This is a genomic window from Pseudomonas sp. S2_E02 (assembly GCF_054668355.1).
Genome location: NZ_CP162761.1, coordinates 3,048,133 through 3,067,428, shown reverse-complemented (window position 1 = coordinate 3,067,428; position 19,296 = coordinate 3,048,133). Strand labels below are relative to the sequence as shown.

At 59.9% G+C, this 19,296-nt stretch carries 9 protein-coding genes; 2 read left to right on the top strand and 7 right to left on the bottom strand.

The genetic code is table 11. The annotated features are described in order from the left end of the window. Positions 1–78: 78 nt before the first annotated feature. From AB4O01_RS13710 to AB4O01_RS13680, 7 genes are all read right to left on the bottom strand, one after another. The gene (locus AB4O01_RS13710) at positions 79–1,398 is read right to left on the bottom strand and encodes an MFS transporter (protein ID WP_093430526.1); all 1,320 of its coding nucleotides are present in this window, start codon (positions 1,396–1,398) and stop codon (positions 79–81) included. A gap of 383 nt (positions 1,399–1,781) precedes the next feature. Further along, positions 1,782–3,110, bottom strand: coding sequence for a sigma-54-dependent transcriptional regulator (locus tag AB4O01_RS13705; protein ID WP_427118990.1), 1,329 nt, complete (start codon positions 3,108–3,110; stop codon positions 1,782–1,784). Then, the gene (locus AB4O01_RS13700) at positions 3,110–4,870 is read right to left on the bottom strand and encodes an ATP-binding protein (protein WP_460092267.1); all 1,761 of its coding nucleotides are present in this window, start codon (positions 4,868–4,870) and stop codon (positions 3,110–3,112) included. Before AB4O01_RS13700 ends, AB4O01_RS13705 begins: the two co-directional genes overlap by 1 nt. Before the next feature lie 84 nt (positions 4,871–4,954). Next, positions 4,955–7,591, bottom strand: coding sequence for an RHS repeat-associated core domain-containing protein (locus AB4O01_RS13695; protein ID WP_460092071.1), 2,637 nt, complete (start codon positions 7,589–7,591; stop codon positions 4,955–4,957). A gap of 4 nt (positions 7,592–7,595) precedes the next feature. Beyond that, complete coding sequence (locus tag AB4O01_RS13690) at positions 7,596–10,385, bottom strand: RHS repeat-associated core domain-containing protein (RefSeq protein ID WP_460092069.1); 2,790 nt, start codon at positions 10,383–10,385, stop codon at positions 7,596–7,598. Beyond that, complete coding sequence (locus AB4O01_RS13685; RefSeq protein ID WP_460092068.1) at positions 10,382–14,899, bottom strand: SpvB/TcaC N-terminal domain-containing protein; 4,518 nt, start codon at positions 14,897–14,899, stop codon at positions 10,382–10,384. The genes AB4O01_RS13690 and AB4O01_RS13685 overlap by 4 nt, the downstream gene beginning before the upstream one ends. A 202-nt stretch (positions 14,900–15,101) precedes the next feature. Continuing rightward, on the bottom strand, positions 15,102–16,625 hold the full coding sequence (locus tag AB4O01_RS13680; RefSeq protein WP_007916251.1) for a fumarate hydratase: 1,524 nt from the start codon (positions 16,623–16,625) through the stop codon (positions 15,102–15,104). A 623-nt stretch (positions 16,626–17,248) separates the two neighbouring features. Here AB4O01_RS13680 and AB4O01_RS13675 point away from each other — a divergent pair. Next, positions 17,249–18,355 carry a GGDEF domain-containing protein gene (locus AB4O01_RS13675; RefSeq protein WP_320336430.1) on the top strand — a complete coding sequence of 369 codons (1,107 nt, stop codon included), beginning with the start codon at positions 17,249–17,251 and terminating at the stop codon, positions 18,353–18,355. Next, positions 18,348–19,283, top strand: a complete 936-nt coding sequence (locus AB4O01_RS13670; protein WP_460092066.1) for an iron-sulfur-binding ferredoxin reductase — start codon at positions 18,348–18,350, stop codon at positions 19,281–19,283. The genes AB4O01_RS13675 and AB4O01_RS13670 overlap by 8 nt, the downstream gene beginning before the upstream one ends. The last annotated feature ends 13 nt before the right edge of the window (positions 19,284–19,296 follow it).

Genomic DNA, 19,296 nt, shown 5'->3' with positions numbered 1-19,296 from the left:
CCACCGACCACTGTGGGAGCGAGCTTGCTCGCGAAGGGGCCAGAACAATCACCACAATGGTGACTGAATCTACACCGGTCAGTCAGTCACAATGCGCGAATGCTTCTGGGTGTCCTTCATGGTGATGTACACCAGCAACGACACCGCGATGCACGCCGTCACATACCAGTAGTAACCGGTTTCCATGCCGATGCTCTTGAACCACAGCGCGATGTATTCAGCGGTGCCGCCGAAGATCGACACGGTCAGTGCATACGGTAGGCCAACGCCCAGCGCGCGGATCTCGGTCGGGAACAGTTCGGCTTTCACCACCGCGTTGATCGAGGTGTAGCCGCTGACGATGATCAGCGCTGCCATGATCAGGAAGAACGCGCCCCACCAGGTTTGAATGGTGTGCAGGGTCATCAGGATCGGCACGGTGAAGATCGTCCCCAGCACGCCGAAGGCGATCAGGATCGGACGACGACCGATCTTGTCCGAGAGGCCGCCGATGATCGGTTGCAGGCACATGAACAGGAACAGCGTGGCGGCAGAAATGGTGGTCGAGTCGGAGATGCTCATGCCGACGGTGTTCACCAGGTATTTCTGCATGTAGGTGGTGTAGGTGTAGAACGCCAGGGTGCCGCCCATGGTCAGGCCGACTACGGTCAACAGTTCTTTGGGATGGCGCATCAAGGTGCGCATGGCGCTTTCCTTGGACTTCTCTTTCTTGGTGAACGACTCGGTTTCTTCCATGCCGCGACGCAGGTACAGCGCCACGACCGCACACAGCGCGCCGATGGCGAACGGAATACGCCAGCCCCACGCGTACAGTTGTTCAGTGGTCAGCACGTTCTGCAGCACGATCAGGACGCCCAGCGCGATGAGCTGGCCGGAGATCAGGGTCACGTACTGGAAGCTGGAGAAGAAGCCGCGACGTTCCTTGGTCGCCATCTCCGAGAGATAGGTCGCCGAGGTGCCGTATTCGCCGCCGACCGACAGGCCTTGCAGCAAGCGCGCGAACACCAGCAGGATCGGCGCGCCGATGCCGATGGTTTCGTAGTTCGGGCTGAGGGCGATCAGCAGCGAGCCGAAGCACATCAGGTAGACCGAGGCCATCAAGGCTTTTTTACGGCCGACCTTGTCGGCGTACATGCCCATCAGCCAGCCACCGATCGGGCGCATCAGAAAACCGACGGCGAAAATTGCGGCGGTGTTCATCAGTTGAGCAGTGGTGGAGCCGGCGGGGAAGAAGGTTTTTGCGAAGTACAGGGAGAAGGCGGCATACACGTACCAGTCGTACCACTCGACCATGTTGCCAACGGAACCGCTGAAGATCGATTTGATCCGGCTGGCGGTGGTTCTTTCTTTGGCCGGCGCAGCAGCCGACCCAAGTGGCAGGGCGTTGGAGTTATCCATTGAAGGATCCTTCGTTTAATTGTTTTTGTGGAGCGCGTCGAAACGCAGCCTGCGAGGGCTATAGCAGGAGGTGTGCCAACGGGGTGAGGGCCGGGCTAGAGGGGGTGGCGGGATTGGGTGAGCGGGATATTGCCGAAGGATTTGGTTCGATGAGCGGATTTCCGCTTATTGGGGCGAAGATCAAAAGCCCCTCACCCTAACCCTCTCCCAGGGGGAGAGGGGACTGACCGAATGGATTGTTCGAGTTGCACCGACCTGGGATACCGAGTCGAACTCAGGTTTCGAACAGCATGAAGATCGGCTCCCTTCCCCCTCGCCTCCTGGGGGAGAGGGCTGGGGTGAGGGGGAAAGATCTCAGCCACACCGAAAATCCCAAGCCCGACTCACTCGCTCAAAAACATCTCCCGACTCAACCCATGCCGCTGCAGCTTTTCATTGAACGTGCGGCGCGGCAGTTGCAACTCTTCAAGTACCGCTTTCACATCGCCCTTGTGCCGGGTCAGCGCCGCACGCAAACACTGCGCCTCAAACGCCTCCTGCTGCGCCGCCAGCGATTGCCCCGGATCAATCCCCGGTGCCGGTTCATCCAGGCCCAACACCTGACGTTCGGCAACGTTGGCCAGTTCGCGCACGTTGCCCGGCCAGTCGTGGCTGAGCAGATGACTCAACTGCGCGCCACTCAAGGGCGGAAACGTACGCCCCAGGCGCTCAGCGGCATTGTGGGCGAAGGTTTCGAACAGCAGCGGAATGTCTTCGCGGCGATCGCGCAAGGGCGGCAAGCGCAGTTCGGCAACGTTCAGGCGATACGCCAGATCCTCGCGAAAACGTCCGGCCCGGGCTTCATCGAGCAGGTCGGGTTTGGTCGCTGCGACAATGCGCAGGTCAACGCGAATGCTCTGGTTCGAGCCCAGCCGTTCAAGCTTCTGCTCCTGCAACACGCGCAACAGTTTCACCTGTTGTGCCAGCGGCATGCTTTCGATTTCATCGAGAAACAAGGTGCCGCCATCGGCGTATTCCAGCTTGCCGATGCGCTTGCCCGAGGCGCCGGTAAATGCACCGCTCTCGTGACCGAACAACTCCGCCTCGAACAACTGCTCAGGGATCGCCGCACAGTTCAGCGCCACAAACGGCTTGGCCGCGCGCGGACCGAAATCATGCAGGCAACGCGCGACCAATTCCTTGCCGCTGCCGGTTTCGCCACGGATCAGCACATTGACCGGCAGCGCCGCCAGGTCCAGCACTTGCCGACGCAACGTCTGCAAACCACGGGACACACCAAGCAACGTCGCATCGAGTTTCGCGCGGTTGTCGGCCTGCTCGTGCAGTGCACGGTTTTCCAGAATCAGCCGGCGTTTGTCCAGCGCCCGGCGCAAGCTGCCGAGCAGGGTTTCCGGGCTGAACGGTTTTTCCAGAAAGTCGTAAGCACCGTCGCGCATCGCCTCGACGGCCATCGGTACATCGCCATGACCGGTGAGCAGAATTACCGGCAGGTCAGCGTCGCGTTTCTGCACTTCGGCCAACAACACCAGGCCGCCTATGCCGGGCATGCGCACGTCGCTGAGGATCACCCCGGCAAAGTGCGCGGGCAGGGCGGCGAGGCATTCTTCAGCGCGGCTGAACAGCTGCACCTCGAAGCCGGACAGGCTCAGCCACTGCTCGACGGCGCTGCGAATGCTGCTTTCGTCATCGACCACCATCACTGAATTGAGCATCAGATGTGTGCCTCCAGATCGATCGGCAAAGTCAGGCTGAACACTGCGCCGCTGTCGCCATTTTCAGCACTCAGACGGCCGCCGGATTCATGCACGATGGCGAAGGATACCGCCAGGCCGAGACCCAAACCGTCGCCCACCGGTTTGGTGGTGAAGAACGGATCGAAGACCTGGCCCAAATGGTCTTCGGCGATGCCGCCGCCATTGTCGCTGACGCTCAGGCGCCACAGTTGTTCATCGGCTTCCAGACGGATTTCGAGACGCTTGCACGCTTTGCCCTGCATCGCATCGAGGGCGTTGCGCAGGAGGTTGATCAGCACCTGTTCGAGACGAATCGCATCACCGCGCACCCATGCCGGACGCGTCAGGTGCAACACCAGACTGACCTGCTCGTCACGCAACCGTGCATCGAGTAACTGCAAAGACTGATCGACCACCGTCGCCAGATCCAGGCGCTCACGCAAGCCGCTGGGGCTTTTGCGCGCGAAGGTCTTGAGGTGGCCGGTGAGGGCAGCCATGCGCGTGAGCATCTCGTCTACCGGTTTCAAGGCTTTATAAGCATCGTCGACCCGGCCATGTTCGAGCAGCAGGCGCAGCGTCGCCAGTTGCATGCGCTGAGCGGTCAGCGGTTGATTGATTTCGTGGGCCAGCGCGGCGGACATCTGCCCGAGCGCGGCGAGTTTGGCCGATTGCACCAGGCCGTCCTGCGCGGTGCGCAAATCGCGGGTGCGCTCTTCCACTAACTGTTCCAGTTCCTCACGGTTGCGCTGGCGGATTTTCGACAGGCGCCAGCGCTGGTTGAGAAACAGCAACAGAAACACCAGCGCCAGCCACACCCCGGCGGCGGCCAGCCCGGCGTTGCGCAGGTCTTCGAACGCCACTTGCGGATGGCGCAGCAGGTGCAGGGTCCAGCCTTCGGCGCTGAGGGGCAGTGATTCCCACAGGTAATCGGCCGTGCCTTGCGGGCCTTCGACGCGGCGCAGGTCGCTGTTGTCATCGAAGCGGCGCAGCGATAAATGAGTCAAGGGCTGCAGCGACTGCTTGTCGTACTGTCGGGTGGCTTTGATCTCATCCATGTCGCGGGCGCTCAATGGCCGCAGCGCGCGATAGCGCCAGCCGGGCTGGTTGGCGATGAAGATGATCCCGCGCGCATCGCTGACCAGCAGGGTGTCATTGCCCTGACTCCACTCGCGTTCCAGCTCGGGGAATTCCAGCTTGACCACCATCGCGCCAAGGAACTCGTCGTTGTCGCCGAGCACCGCGCTCGAGAGGAAATAGCCAGGAATTCCGCTGGTCACGCCCACCGCGTAAAAACGCCCGGTGCCTTGGGTGCGGGTCTGGCTGAAGTAGGGGCGGAAACCGTAATTGTGACCGACGTAACTGCTCGGCAAGCGCCAGTTGCTCGCCGCTACGGCGAGGCCCGTGTGGTCGAGCAACTCAAGGGTCGAGGATTGCGCCGCGCCGTTGATCTTTTCCAGCTTGAGATTCAGCGCCGCCTGCTCGTCGGCATCGACCGGCCCGGCCAGCGCCGAACGCAATTGCGGATCGAGCGCCAGCACGGCGGGCAGGGCGCGGTAGCGGTCGATCAGGGTGTGCAGGGAATTGGCGTACAACGCCAGTTGCTGGTTGGCGCGTGCGGCGTCTTCCTCCAGCGCCTGGCGTTCGGCGTGGCGGATCGCAAGCGTGGCGGCAAGCGCTGCGCCGGCAATGATCAGCAGGGAATACAACGACAGACGCAAGGTACGGGAAGTCGGCAGCATGCTGGGCGAAGGGTCGACAGGACGGGCGGGCACGATAGCATGCGCCCACGTGGCGAAGCGCGATGTTCGCGCGAACCACGTCGCTCAGACAGCGGTTTCTCGCGCCTGGCGTCGAAGCTGGAGATTCAACCTCGGTTTGGGAATGGGTCTGGGTCTCGGTTCTTCAGCGATTGATTGTTCCAGTTGCTGCAGACGTTCGGTAACCTCTTCGGCTTCGCTACGCGCGTCGAGTACTGTCTGAGCTGTTTCCTTTATCCTGTCGATGGCATCGAACGGGTCGACTCCGGTCCTCGCCAGCTTCATGACTTGACGTTGTTTTTCGTCATCCAGTGAGTCCAGCTGTTTGTAGAACCTTTGCTGAATATCCTCAGAGTAGGCGTTGAGGTTATTGGTGAAGGTTTTGATGCCGTCGATCAGGGCGGCGCCGCCATTGACCAGATCCTTTACTGTTTCGACCCCGTTTGAAACAGTCTCGCCGAGTGTATTCAGGCCATCCTTGAGTTCTTGAGTGTGTAGCGTTTGCGCCAACTTCAGACCTTTCTTGAAGAAGTGGTAGCGTAACAAAGGCATCGCCACGGCTCCGACAACCGCACCGACTGCCAGGCCGATGGCATTCCCGGCACCCGGTACGACGCTGCCCAGGAGCCCGACTACCGTACCTCCCGCAGCTATCCCCTTGAGGACCGATTTTATGCCGTGTTTTGACTTGAGGAAGGTGCCGAAAGTCATGCTTGCACGCAGTTCGTTGATGTCGGCGTTTTCCGGAACAAGCCCGTCGAATTCAGTCGCCAGATTATGTATCTGGTTCGCCGCTGTCTGAGCCTTGTCCAGCATCCCGAGAAAGTCGCCAAGCAATTCGAATACGGCTTTTTTACCGCCGGTCCTGTCGACGTACAGGAGTGGATTGTTGCCAACCATGGCGTACAGGTTCAGGCCATCGACATCGCCATTCGGGTCGGCGCTTATCCAGCGCTGTAACCACGGCGAGTAGTAGCGCTCGCCGTAGTAGTACAAGCCACTGACATCCATTTCCTTTCCTGAGTAACGGGTGAATTTATAGCCCACTTCGACGGCGTGGCGTGCGGCCATCCACGCTGTGGCACCGAACGGGTAGTAACCCTCCTGGCTGATCAGGTCGCCCTGTTGATCAAGCTCCATCACGCAGGAGCCGAGATGATCTTCGAGGTTGTAACGCACTTGGTCATTGGCGATTTCATCGGGTGGTTTTTTCGCCCAATGCAGGCAACGCGCACTGCCTACCGAGATGATGTGCAGTTCTTCGCAGTTGTCCTTGTTGCGGATTTCCAGGCCCGGCAGGTAGCGCACCTGATGAAAGTGCACAGTCCTGTCGGTGTACGTTTCATGGCGTTTGAACACCCGCACGCCCTGGCTGTAACGGTAGTGTTCGGCGTCGTCATCAGTGCCGTCTCGGGCAATCAGCGTCACGCGTTGCAGTTCATCCCGTGCATTCCATTGCATGGCCTGTCCCGGTTGCAGGTTCTGCTGGTTGCCATGGCGGTCGAACAGTGTCTCGAAGTCAGGCTCCGGATCATCCGGTTTCCAGCGCACGCCGCGATTGCTGACTGAATCAATGCGCATCTGCACGGTGCGGTTGGCGCCGGCCCGTACATGCACCAGTTTCACCAGATTGCCGCCGGTGTCGTAAGTGTAGGTCTGGGTGTAGTTGAGGCGGTTGTTAGGGTCGGTGGGCGTTGGCAGGCCGGGAATGTCCGAGAGCGGGCCGTCGTCGTAACCGCTGGCGCTGACCAGTCGGTACAACGAGTCGTAGCTGAAATCACGGTGACCGTCGACCAGTTGGTTGGCGAAATAGACCGGCTGGAAGGCGTGGTCTTCGATGCGGGTAATGTTGCCGACGGGGTCGTAGAAATATTCGAGGTCTTGCAGCACTGCGCCGGTGTCTTTGCGACTGGACTGAGTGTGCAGACGACTGTCTGCAGGGTCGTACGTCCAGCGACTGAGGACAAGATTACCGGCCTGCTGCTCGATGATCTGGTCGGCGGCGTTGTACTGCGCATCAAGCAACACCGGCTGCCATTGGCTCTGGCCGCTGATCAACAGTTGTACCTGTCGAAGGTGCCCGGCCAGGCCGTAGCGCGATCGTCGCCGATGGCCGCCGGCGTCGGTCTGCTCGAGCAGCGCGCCGAGCGGGCTGAACGCATGGTGAGTGGTGAACTGCTCGCCGTCGTGGAACGTGCGGGTTTCGCTCAGCGGCTGGCCGGTCAGGGAAAAACTGTCCGTGAGCAGCGAACCGGAACGGTCTTTCTGTTCCTGCAATTGGCCGCGACGGTTGTATCCGGCTTCGGCCGAGGCGTCGGAATAGGTGAACACATCGACATCGACCTCGCCATTTTCCTCGACGGCCACGAGCCGCAGTTGTTCATCGAAGCACGTGCGCCAATGGCTGCCGCGCTGATCCCACCTGCGCAAAGGTTCACCGGCCAGCCCTGGCAGCACCACACGCCAGCCGCTATCCACGCTGTCGATAAGCACCGCATTGCCATTCAACGAATAAACAGTTGCCGTGTTCGCCATGGACAAGCGCGGGTCGCGTTGCGTGATCAGACGCCCGGCTAAATCGTGTTCCTGGCAGATCACCAGGGTGCTTGACGTGTTGCCTGCCATGCTTCGCAGGTAGGCGACCTTGCGAACTGGCAGGCCTCGTCCGTCAATCACTGTCAGGGAGGGCGTGCGTGAATGCATGGTTTCAGTGACCGTTTTTAAACTTGGTGAGCAAGGTGTTTCCCGGCTTTTTTGATGCCAGATGCCGTTGTCTTGCTATGTACAGATTGTCAGTGGTCCCCATCTCTTTGTATCGCGCAAGTCCGGCCTGAGCCTGTGCGATGTTGGCGAGTACGGCTCGATTTTTCTGTTGCAAGCCAGAACGCGTAATGACGGCCAGCGTTTCGCTGGAAGTATTGCCATTGACATTCGGGAGCACATTGGCAGGCGAAACACTGTTAACGCCCAATGCGTCAAAAGCGTTTTCCGCCCATGCAGACCGTTGTTCGATGGCCGCTTTCCAGTCGCTGAGCATTTTTTCGATCTTTTCAATTTTCACCGGGTCAAGTCGGTTCTTGATGTCTTGTGCTTCCTGCGCCCGACTTCCCATATTAAGCGCGCCGGGAATAATCCCCACCACTGACCCGAATACTCTGTTCATTATAAATAATGGGTTGACTAACGAATTGAGTGCCGGATGCAGCACTTCGCTCTTGAAGTCTTTCCATGAATTGATTTCCTTGACGGGGGCCTCGATCCCCAGGCTTTGATCAATCGCGCTGACGGACATTTGCGAGGTCTGCGGGATCAAAGGCCCGACTTGCAGTCTGACATGGTTTGCCACTGGCTCAAGAATGGCCCCGGCGACATCACCCCCGATGTTGCCACCGACCAACGATGAAGGTTTCAACACGTTCGGTTGCACCTCAAGCGCTGGAAACATGGTGTCAAATTGGGCGCCGCCCAAAGATCCACCTTCATAACCGACAATACCTCTGACGGTTTCTCCCGCCAGATTCACCGCCATGTTCAGTGCAACATTTTGATTAATGATGTTGTGCAGTTGCACTAGTACTTCCTCGGAGTGCCCTTCTACGGCGGAAGCAAACGCCGAATACAGCATGATCACGCTTTCTGCCCGCGTGTTACCGTCCGGATCGATAAAACCGATCGGGTTATTCCCCACAAATGCATATAAATTCAAACCATCCGCCTGTTCTGCGTCGGTGCTGATCCAGCGTTGCAGCCACGGCGCGTAATAGCGTGCGCCGTAATAATACAAACCGCTGACGTCCATTTCCTTGCCCGAATAACGGATGAAGCGGTACGTGGTTTCCGAGTTCGGTGCCATCCACGCGGTTTCGCCAAAGGGGTAATAGCCTTCCTGGCTGATCATGACGGCGTCTTGATCCAGTTCCATCACGCTGGAACCGAGATGATCTTCGAGGTTGTAACGCATTTGGTCATTGGCGATTTCATCGATTTTTTTCGCTGCCCAATGCAGGCAGCGGGCGTTGCCGAGCGTGATGACGTGCAGTTCTTCACCGTTGTCGCGAGTGCGAATTTCAAGCCCCGGCAGATAGCGCACCTGGTGGAAATGTTCGGCGTTGGCAGCGAAGGTTTCGTGACGTTTGAACACGCGCATACCCTGGCTGTAACGGTAGTACTCGGCATCATTGGAACCGCTATCGCGCTGGACCAGGATCACGCTTTCCAGCTCATCGCGGGCATTCCAGAGCAGCGGTTGGCCCGGTTGCACGGTCAGTTGATTGCCATGGCGATCGAACAACGTGTCGAAATCCGGCGGCTCGTCGCCGGTTTTCCAGCGTACCCCGCGATTGCTCTTCAGATCGATGAACATTTGCCGGGTCGAGTTGTTGCCGGCGCGTACGTGACACAGTTCGATCAGGTTGCCACCGTTGTCGTACTGGTAGGTCTGGGTGTAGTTGAGGCGATTGTTCGGGTCGCCCGGTTGCGGCAGGCCGGGAATGTCCGGCGGCGGGGCGTCGTCGTAGCCGGTGGCGCTGGTCAACCGATAGAGCGAGTCGTAGGTGAAGTCGCGGTGGCCATCGATCAACTGATTGGCGAAGTAACGTGGTTGAAAGGCGTGGTCTTCGATGCGGGTAATGTTGCCGACGGGATCGTAGAAATATTCGAGGTCTTGCAGCATTGCGCCGGTGTCTTTGCGACTGGACTGAGTGTGCAGACGACTGTCTGCAGGGTCGTACGTCCAGCGACAGAGGACAAGATTACCGGCCTGCTGCTCGATGATCTGGTCGGCGGCGTTGTACTGCGCATCAAGCAACACGGGCTGCCATTGGCTCTGGCCGCTGATCAACAGTTGTACCTGTCGAAGGTGCCCGGCCAGGCCGTAGCGCGAGCGTCGCCGATGGCCGCCGGCGTCGGTCTGCTCGAGCAGCGCGCCGAGCGGGCTGAACGCATGGTGAGTGGTGAACGGCTCGCCGTCGTGGAACGTGCGGGTTTCGCTCAGCGGCTGGCCGGTCAGGGAAAAGCTGTCCGTGAGCAACGAACCGGAACGGTCTTTCTGTTCCTGCAACTGGCCGCGACGGTTGTACCCGGCTTCGGCCGAGGCATCGGCGTAAATGAAAACATCGACATCGGGTTGGCCATTTTCCTCGACCGCGACCACCCGCAGCTGCTCATCGAAGCTCGTGCGCCAATGGTTGTCGCGCTGATCCCAGCGTTGCAATGGCTCGCCGGCCAGACCCGGCAGAGTCAGGCGCCAGCCGGCGTCGACGCTGTCGGATTTCAATACCGTGCCGTCCAGCCTGTAAACCGTGGTCAGGCAGGGTGCCGACAAGCGCGAATCCCATTGCTCGTTCAGACGGCCGGCGTAGTCATGCTGCTGACGGGTTACCAGCGCTACGGGGCTGTCGGCCGTCACACTGCGCAAGTACCCGACCTGCCGCACTGGCAAACCACGCGCATCGCTTACCGCCAGCGCAGGTGTACGGCGATGCACGTTGGCAATCATGGCTGCGATGCCTTGGTTGGCGATGACGGCTCGGCGGTGTCGTTGAAGTCTTCGCTGGTGTGATACCAAGGGTGGTACGTCTCTCGGGAAAAGTCGCCCTTGGCATTGACCATTCCGACCTGCCGGCTCTTGACGTCATAGCGAAGCTGATCGTGATGACTCTGTGTGCGCAGGGACTGATCGTTGACGTAGGTATAGGTGTTGGCGAAAAACGCGCGGTACTGACGAACGGGCAAGCCTTTGTTGTTGTATTCGACCCGCTCGCTGATGCGCCAGCGCGGGTTGGCATCGACCACTTTGATCTGGCCATCCTCGACGATCAGCGAGCCGTCGGCGTCCACGGCATACGCCTTGCCCGGGTCGACCAATTGCTGGGTTTGCAGAGCCCGGCCAAAACCGTCGACGCAGGCTTTGGTGATCTGGATCTGCGCCAGCGGATCGTCGGGGTAACGGTCGGCACTGAGGATCACGCTGTGCACCGGTTCGCGATGCACTGTTGCGATGGCGTCTTGCAGCGCCTGTTCATCAGGCGTCAAGGCGCCGCTGCGCCGGGTCAGTTGGCGGCGTGTACTGGCCCTGATGTGGCCGCTGGGCAGCAGATAACCCTGAGCGATCCATGCCAGGGTGGCGCGGGTGTCGTTGGCCATCTGCCCCATCCAGCTGAACAGATCCTTGCGCAGGGTACTCGCGGCTTTTTGCACGGCATCGGTCGGGTTGGCAATTGCCGTAGCCGGGCTCCGGTCCTCCGGAAGTCTGTATTCGCTCAGTGGCCTGAAACCCGCTTCCCTGTTGTTCTCTGAGCCAAAAAAACTGGTGGCCAAGGGCTGATTGGAGGGTTCATACAACGCCTGATGAGTGTTCAGGTTGGCATCGATGATTTTCAGCGGTTGCAGCGCGTGGTAGTCGTACTCGATGCAGGTGGTACAGCCATCCGGCAGTTCCACGAGGGTGACAGCCAGCGCATACGCGTCGTATACGGCGTGAGTGAAGCCATGGCTGAGGGTCTCGCGATAGCGGCGCACCTTGTAGAAACCGTCGAGGCCGGCGTATTCGGCGTAGCCGAAATTCGCCGACCACAGGTCATGCTCCGTGCTGCCCAAGGGATTTATCCAGAACAGAAACGGCATGGGCAGATAGCCGATCTTCTTCAGTTCGTCGCGCACGTTGAAAGGCGCAGGCAGCACGCTGTAAGCGTCCAGCGCCGTCTTGTCCAGTTGTGCCACTTCCAGTGGACCGACCAGGGCCTCGAATCCGGCAACGCCGTCGTCCAGCCGTTGGCCATCGGTACTCAAGTAGCGCTGTACAGACTGCGTGGTCAGCACCCGTTCAGCGTTCCAGTGCGCCGAATCCTCATGTGCCTTCAGGCACTCATAGGACACTTGCGCGGCTTCAAGCCCGGTGGGCAGGGTGCCTTTGGGCAAGACCAATGCATTGCCACGCTGTTGATAGGGCAAACCAAGACGCCAATGCTGCGGATCCTTGTCCAGATCGATGAACACAGAACGGCTTTCATTGAGGTAGAACGACCGTTGTGCCGGGTCATGGGCGTCGCACCACCACTGCCGTTGATCAGGATCGTCGAACGGTGGCGTATCGGTTTCGGTGAGCCGCCGGGCGTAGCTCACTGAGATTGAATGCGTCGGTTGGCCGTAAGTGTTGTAGCGCAGGACCACATCGTTGCGACACATGGGGTCATCGACGAAACCGTCGTACTGGTAGCTGATCCTTTCCACCACCAGCGGCAGCAAGACTGCGGCGGCATAGGCGCCTTGCTCGCGCACTAGACGCACCCGATAACGCATTTCTTCGACCGTATAAGGCGTGGTGATCCGCGGAACGTCCTCGCCAGTATCGGCATAGGTCTCGATGCGCGTGACCGAGCCGACCAGCGCCCGGCAGATCTGGTAGCGAGTGTCGGCGTCAGAAGAATCCAGCTCTTCCTCGCAATCGTCCGCCTCGTGATATCGGCTGAACAGCGTATCGCCCAGTGGCACCGAATGTGCGTCGTGATTGAAATAGTCGTCACGCGACCGGTCCATCGATTGCCCGGTATGAAACCAGGTGAAGACCCGCATCGGCTCGCTGAAGCCTTCTCCCTCACCGTCGCTGGCGCTCTCACTGTCGGTTTGCTGCAGCAAGCCGAAACCGCGGAACTCGCGCTCAACGCGGTCGTAAAAACCTTCGCACCAGGTGAAGCGCTGCGTCAGGCAGTTGCCGGTGATTTCATCCAGTTGCTGCTGTTTTTTGACCACCGCCACCGGGAACGGCAGATGGCAAGCCGGAAAGCGTCTAAGGCTTGGCAAGCGGCGTTTTTCATCCAGCCATTCCTGCGCCGAGCTGCGGTAGACCACATTGGCACTGCAACCCATGTTGTTGTTACTGCTGGTCAACAGATACGGCTTGGCCGAAACGAAATCGTAGCGCCAATGCTGCGGCTGCATGTGCGTCACCGTCAGGATCAGACTGGCGCAGCCCAGGCCTTGCAGGTCGGCGAAACTCACCTGACAGAGGCGATCGTAGCGCACGCCTTCGGGCCACGGCACGCTGATCGGTATTTGCTCCAGACCATTGCCGCCGCGATTCAGGTAGATCTCGAAGGATTCTGACATCAGATAAATCAGCGATGCGGCACCGGAACCGTCGAGATCGGCCAGACGTACGCGGGATGAATCGAATTGCTCGTAGCTGAAAGGCAACGCGCTGATCTTGCGGCCTGTGCCAAACCGGCCGTGGCCCAGGTTCGGCCAGCAGCGGATTTCGTCATGGCGTATCCGGCACAGCTCGGGCATGTCGCTACCCAGCAGGTTGCCCAACAGCACTAGTTCTGTGCGCGAATTGCTGAACAGTGGCAAGCGGTCGTCGTCGGGTTGGTGAAGCACCTCTTCAGGCGCGGCAAAGCCCTGTTCGCGCTCGTTGGCATAGAGCCGCACCGAGTTTGGCCCGATCAATGCCAGGCTTCTCAAACCATCGCCGCTAAAATCGCCGAGTGTCGAGAGGGTTTTGAAAAACTCCGGCGGAAATTTGCTGAAGGGGACGAAGTCGGCAAACTCGCGTTGTTCTGTCAGGGTGCGAAAACCACTGATACCCGGTTGCGCGGTGACCCAGTCGAGCCGACCGTCACCGGTCAGATCGGTCAGCAGTTGCTGTACCGGACGGTTGCGATCGGCGAGCGGAATCTTTTCCAGTGCGGTCCATGGCCCATAGCCGATTTCATCGGTGCCCTTGGTCGCACGCAATGGTTCGCGGTAGTACCAGGCCTGGTCATAACGGCAGAGGAAACCCGGCACACCTTCGCCATAAAGATCCACACACTGGTAAAAACCACCGTCCTCGATACTCGGCTGGACATCGGGTTCGAAGAAGCGCGCCGGGGTTTTATTGATGTCGAAGGGGGCATAGTCGAACTCGACCGGCGGCGTGTTTTCGACAATGCCGCTCGCATCGAATGCCTGATAGTGCGCCGCGCTGATCTGGCTGTAGGCCCACTGCGCGATATTTTGCGGTTGGTGATATTCCAACAGCAGGCGGCGTACCAGTTTCGGTTGGTCAGTCGATTGCTCGGGAAAATGATGAAACAGCAATGCCTGCTGGCAGAGTCTGCGAGTGCCCAGTTCAAAACCCTGACCGTGGGTTGAAAAGCTGTCTGGGCGAACGATCCAGGGTTTGAGGGGGGCACCGTCATATGCCGGAATATCGGTCAGTGACGTGCTGCGTTCGCCGTAATCGAACAGCAGATGAAAGTGCCAGTCCAGTTCGGTCGGATTGTCCGTGGTCCAGCTGTACAGATTGCTGCTGGCCGTGAAGTTGCCGTAGCACACGCGGCGCAGATAGCGCTGGGAGCGGTAGTCATGCAGCGGGTCGGGATCCTGATTATCGGCCTTATATTCGAAACAGATGTGTTCGCCGCGCGCGTTCATGCTTTCGCACAGCAGCCAGGTGGCGATGTGTCCGGGAGCCTCGGGATCGGCGACGCGTGTCACTTCGGTCTTGCCGTAAAGGTGCAGCGAACCGTCGGCGCCATGGATCAGCCAGAACACCGCTGGATCGGCTTCCCGGGTCTGCCGCTGCCAGCACTCGCGCAAGGCAAAGTCGCTTTCGATATGCGGCCAGTAACGCACCACTCTGTGCGGGCCGATGTCGACGCCGTTGTAGGTGTTTTCTTCACGGAATTTGATTTCACCGTTTTCATCCAGCTCCGGCATCCACACTTCGCCATCGGCACCGACGATCTCGTCGTGATCGGTATAACGTGGCACGCCTTTGTTGGTTCTGCGATTGATCTGACCCACGCCGGCCAGGTGCCAGGAAAGGCCGAATGGACCATTGCCACTCTGACTGCTGTAACTCAGCGAGAACCGAGGATCCCAGCCCCGCCCGGCAGACGTCGGAATCGGCAACTCGAACGAGGCGGCTCCGGTCGGGCCCACAGCGCCCCAACTTTTGCCGATGGTGGCGATCGATGCGCTTTTGGCGATGGAGGGGGTGGTGATGCTCAATTCTTGCTGATCAGGCATGGTCGAATCCATTGCGCACGGGGAGGGCGTGAATGGGCTGACGCTAACAAGAAAGGCATTGAAATGAACCTGTCAGATCTGACAGGTGCGCAAGATCATTTTGTATGCATTGACGGAGTTTTTATCGCGTTCGGTTTGCACAAACAAAAAACGGCCGGATCATCCATGGGATGAACCGGCCGTTTTCATCGAGGCGAAGCGCTTACTGCACTTCTACCGCCAGGCTTTCGCTGATCTTCTGTTGCCAGATCGCAGGGCCGGTGATGTGCACCGACTCACCTTTGCTGTCCACCGCAACGGTGACCGGCATGTCCTTGACCTCGAACTCGTAGATCGCTTCCATGCCCAGTTCGGCAAACGCCAGCACTTTCGACTTCTTGATCGCCTGAGCCACCAGGTAAGCAGCGCCGCCAACGGCCATCAGGTACACGGCTTTGTTGTCCTTGATCGCTTCGATGGCGGTCGGGCCGCGCTCGGATTTACCGATCATGCCCAACAGGCCGGTCTGCTCGAGGATCTGCCGGGTGAACTTGTCCATCCGCGTCGCGGTGGTCGGACCAGCCGGACCAACCACTTCGTCACCGACCGGATCAACCGGGCCGACGTAGTAGATGAAGCGACCTTTCAGATCGACCGGCAGGGTTTCACCCTTGTTGAGCATCTCGACCATGCGCTTGTGCGCGGCGTCGCGACCGGTAAGCATTTTGCCGTTGAGCAGGACGGTTTCGCCCGGCTTCCAGCTCTGCACGTCTTCCGGGGTCAGGGTGTCGAGGTTGACACGGCGAGCCGATGGGCCGGCTTCCCAGACGATTTCCGGGTAGGCGTCCAGCGGTGGCGCTTCCAGCGAGGCCGGGCCGGAGCCGTCGAGCACGAAGTGTGCGTGACGGGTGGCGGCGCAGTTCGGGATCATGCACACCGGCAGCGAGGCTGCGTGGGTCGGGTAGTCCATGATCTTCACGTCGAGCACGGTGGTCAGGCCACCGAGGCCCTGGGCGCCGATGCCCAGCTGGTTGACCTTCTCGAACAGCTCCAGGCGCATTTCTTCGATGCGGTTCTGTGGGCCACGGGCCTTCAGTTCGTGGATGTCGATGGATTCCATCAACACTTCCTTGGCCATGACCGCAGCTTTCTCGGCGGTGCCGCCGATGCCGATGCCGAGCATGCCCGGTGGGCACCAGCCGGCGCCCATGGTCGGAACGGTCTTCAATACCCAGTCAACGATCGAGTCGGACGGGTTGAGCATGGCCATTTTCGACTTGTTCTCGGAACCGCCGCCCTTGGCCGCCACGTCCACTTCCACGGTGTTGCCCGGGACGATGGAGTAGTGAATCACCGCAGGGGTGTTGTCCTTGGTGTTTTTCCGAGCGCCCGCCGGGTCGGCGAGGATCGAGGCACGCAGGACGTTTTCCGGCAGGTTGTAGGCGCGACGTACGCCTTCGTTGATCATGTCGTCCAGGCCCATGGTGGCGCCATCCCAACGTACGTCCATGCCGACGCGCACGAACACGGTGACGATACCGGTGTCCTGGCAGATCGGGCGATGGCCGGTGGCGCACATGCGCGAGTTGATCAGGATCTGCGCCATCGAGTCACGGGCCGCTGGCGATTCTTCGCGCAGGTAGGCTTCGTGCATCGCCTGGATGAAATCCACGGGGTGGTAATAGGAAATGAACTGCAGGGCGTCGGCAACGCTCTGAATCAGGTCGTCTTGCTTGATCACGGTCATGAGTCGCGCTCCTCTAAAAGACGGGAACATTCAATAAGGTGCCTGCGGCTTGGGTGCATCGGTCGGTCGCAAGCACCTTTCAAGGCACGCCGGGGCTGCTGGCGCGACGCTAAAAAGGCGCGGCAGTATAACGCGCCTCGGTGGGGCGTACACGCGCCGGCAGTCATTCGTTGGTCGCATGGGTGGGCGAATATCGGACAGCGGGTTTGCACTTCAAGATTCCCCCCCTCACCCCAGCCCTCTCCCCAGGGGGGCGAGGGGGAAAGGGAGCCGATCTTCATGCTGTTCAAACCTGTGCTCGACTCAAGAAAGGGAGCCGAACTTCATGCTGTTCAAACCTGAGTTCGACTCCGGAAAGGGGGGGCGATGTTAATGCTGTTCAAATCTGAGTTCGGCTCGGTATTTCAGGTCGGCGTATTGCCAACAACCGACTCGGTCAGTCCCCTCTCCCTCTGGGAGAGGGCTAGGGTGAGGGGCTTTTGGCGGTATACGCAGGCCACACTTTTGACGTCAAATTTCGAGCCCGAAAATCGGTGGTCATTTATCGACTACGCCTCTAAAGTGGCAGCCGGTCTGTAGAGTAGGACACTCGGTCAGCCTCTTATCGCACGGTGAGTCAACGATTGACCCATAACGCCATTCAACGCCTTTTACTCAAACGCTTTGCCCTCGCTGCGGCCACCTATGGATTGGCTTTGCTGCTGCTGTGGCTGGCGTTTTTCACGGGGCATTACGAGCAATCCCTGACTTCTGTGGCCGTCGGCAGTGCGCTGGTGGTGATCAGCCAGTCGGTGTTGTTCGCGCTGTTCTGCAGTGGGCGCAACCTGCGCTTTGCCGATCCCAGCCTGACCGAAGCGCAGGTGTTGATCGGTCTCGGCTGGCAGACCTGGCTGATCGCCCATCTGGATGAAGCCCGCGGCGCCTTTCTGGTGTTCTACGTGCTGATCCTGCTGTTCGGCCTGTTCCATCTCAGTCGACGGGCGTTCATCCGCTGCGCATTGCTGGTGTTCTTCAGTTTCTGTGCCATCACGCTGTGGGACGGTTACAACTTCCGCTTGCGCGAGCCGGCGCTTGCCGCTTTGCAGGTGTGCATTCTGGCAATGGTGCTGGCGTGGCTGGTGCTTTACGCGCGCTTCGTCCAGGTTTCGCGGCAACGCCAGCGCCAGCGCCGGTTTGCCTTGCAGGCGCATCAGGACACTCTGCGCGGGATGATGCGCCAACTGGAAGATCTGGTCGCCACTGATGAATTGACCGGGTTGTTCAATCGTCGGCATTTCCTGCGTCTGGCCACGCGAGAGCTGAATGAAATGGACGACGATGTCGTGCACGGTCTGGCGCTGATCGACCTCGACCACTTCAAACGCATCAACGACCTGCACGGCCATGCCGCCGGCGATCAGGTGTTGCAGGCCTTCGCCGGCGTTGCCCAGGCGTGTCTGCGCGACGGCGATGTGCTGGCGCGTTATGGTGGTGAGGAATTCGTTGTGTTGTTGCCCGATTGCGACGCCGAACGGCTGACTGCTTGCTGTGAACGTCTGCGTATTGCCTTTACTGACGTTGAACTGGTCGGCCTGAATGTGCGCAACCTCAGCCTGTCGGCCGGCATGACGCTGTTGGCGTTGGGCGATGATCTGGACGACGCCTTGCAGCGCGCCGATCAGGCCTTGTATCGGGCCAAGCGTGACGGGCGCAATCGTTGTGCGGCCGCGTGGGAGAACGTCGATGCCTGAACTTCGCGTCGGTGAACGACAATGGTCAGTGGCCGCGGGCTGCAATCTGCTCGATGCCCTCAATCAGAATGGCGTCGCGGTGCCTTACAGCTGCCGCGCCGGCAGTTGCCATGCCTGTCTGGTGCAATGCGTGCAAGGCCTGCCTGCCGACAATCGGCCGGACGCCTTGAGTGCCGAACAGCGTCAGCAAGGCTGGCGCCTGGCGTGTCAGTGTCAGGTCGTCGAAGACTTGCAGGTGCACACCTTCGACCCGATCACCGATGGTCGCCCGGCAGTGGTCGAAGCGCTGGACTGGCTCAGCGACAGCGTCCTGCGCTTGCGTCTGACCCCGCAACGGCCGTTGCGCTACAGCGCCGGGCAACATCTGGTGTTGTGGATCGGGCACATTGCGCGGCCGTATTCGCTGGCGAGTCTGCCGGAAGAAGACCGCTTTCTCGAATTCCATCTCGATTGCCGCCAGCCTGGTGAATTCAGCGATGCCGCACGAAAATTGCAGATCGGCGATCCGATCCGTCTCGGCGAACTGCGCGGCGGTGCTTTGCATTACGATCCCGACTGGCACAGTCGCCCCGTGTGGCTGCTGGCCGCTGGCACCGGTCTGGGCCCTTTGTTCGGCGTGCTGCGCGAAGCCTTGCGCCAGGATCACCAAGGCCTGATCCGCGTCATTCACGTGGCTCATGACAATCGCGAGCACTATCTGGCCAAACCCCTGGCGGCATTGGCTGCGCAGCGGGAAAACCTCAGTGTCGAGCTGTGGACGGCGGCCGAGTCAGCCGCCGCTTTGGCGCAACTGCGCCTTGTCTCCCGGCAAACCCTGGCCTTAGTCTGCGGTTCGACGGCCAGCGTCGACGCCTTCGCCCGGCGTCTGTACCTGGCCGGATTGCCGCGCAATCAACTGCTGGCCGACGTGTTCCTGTCCCGTGGTTGAGCGCTGATATTTC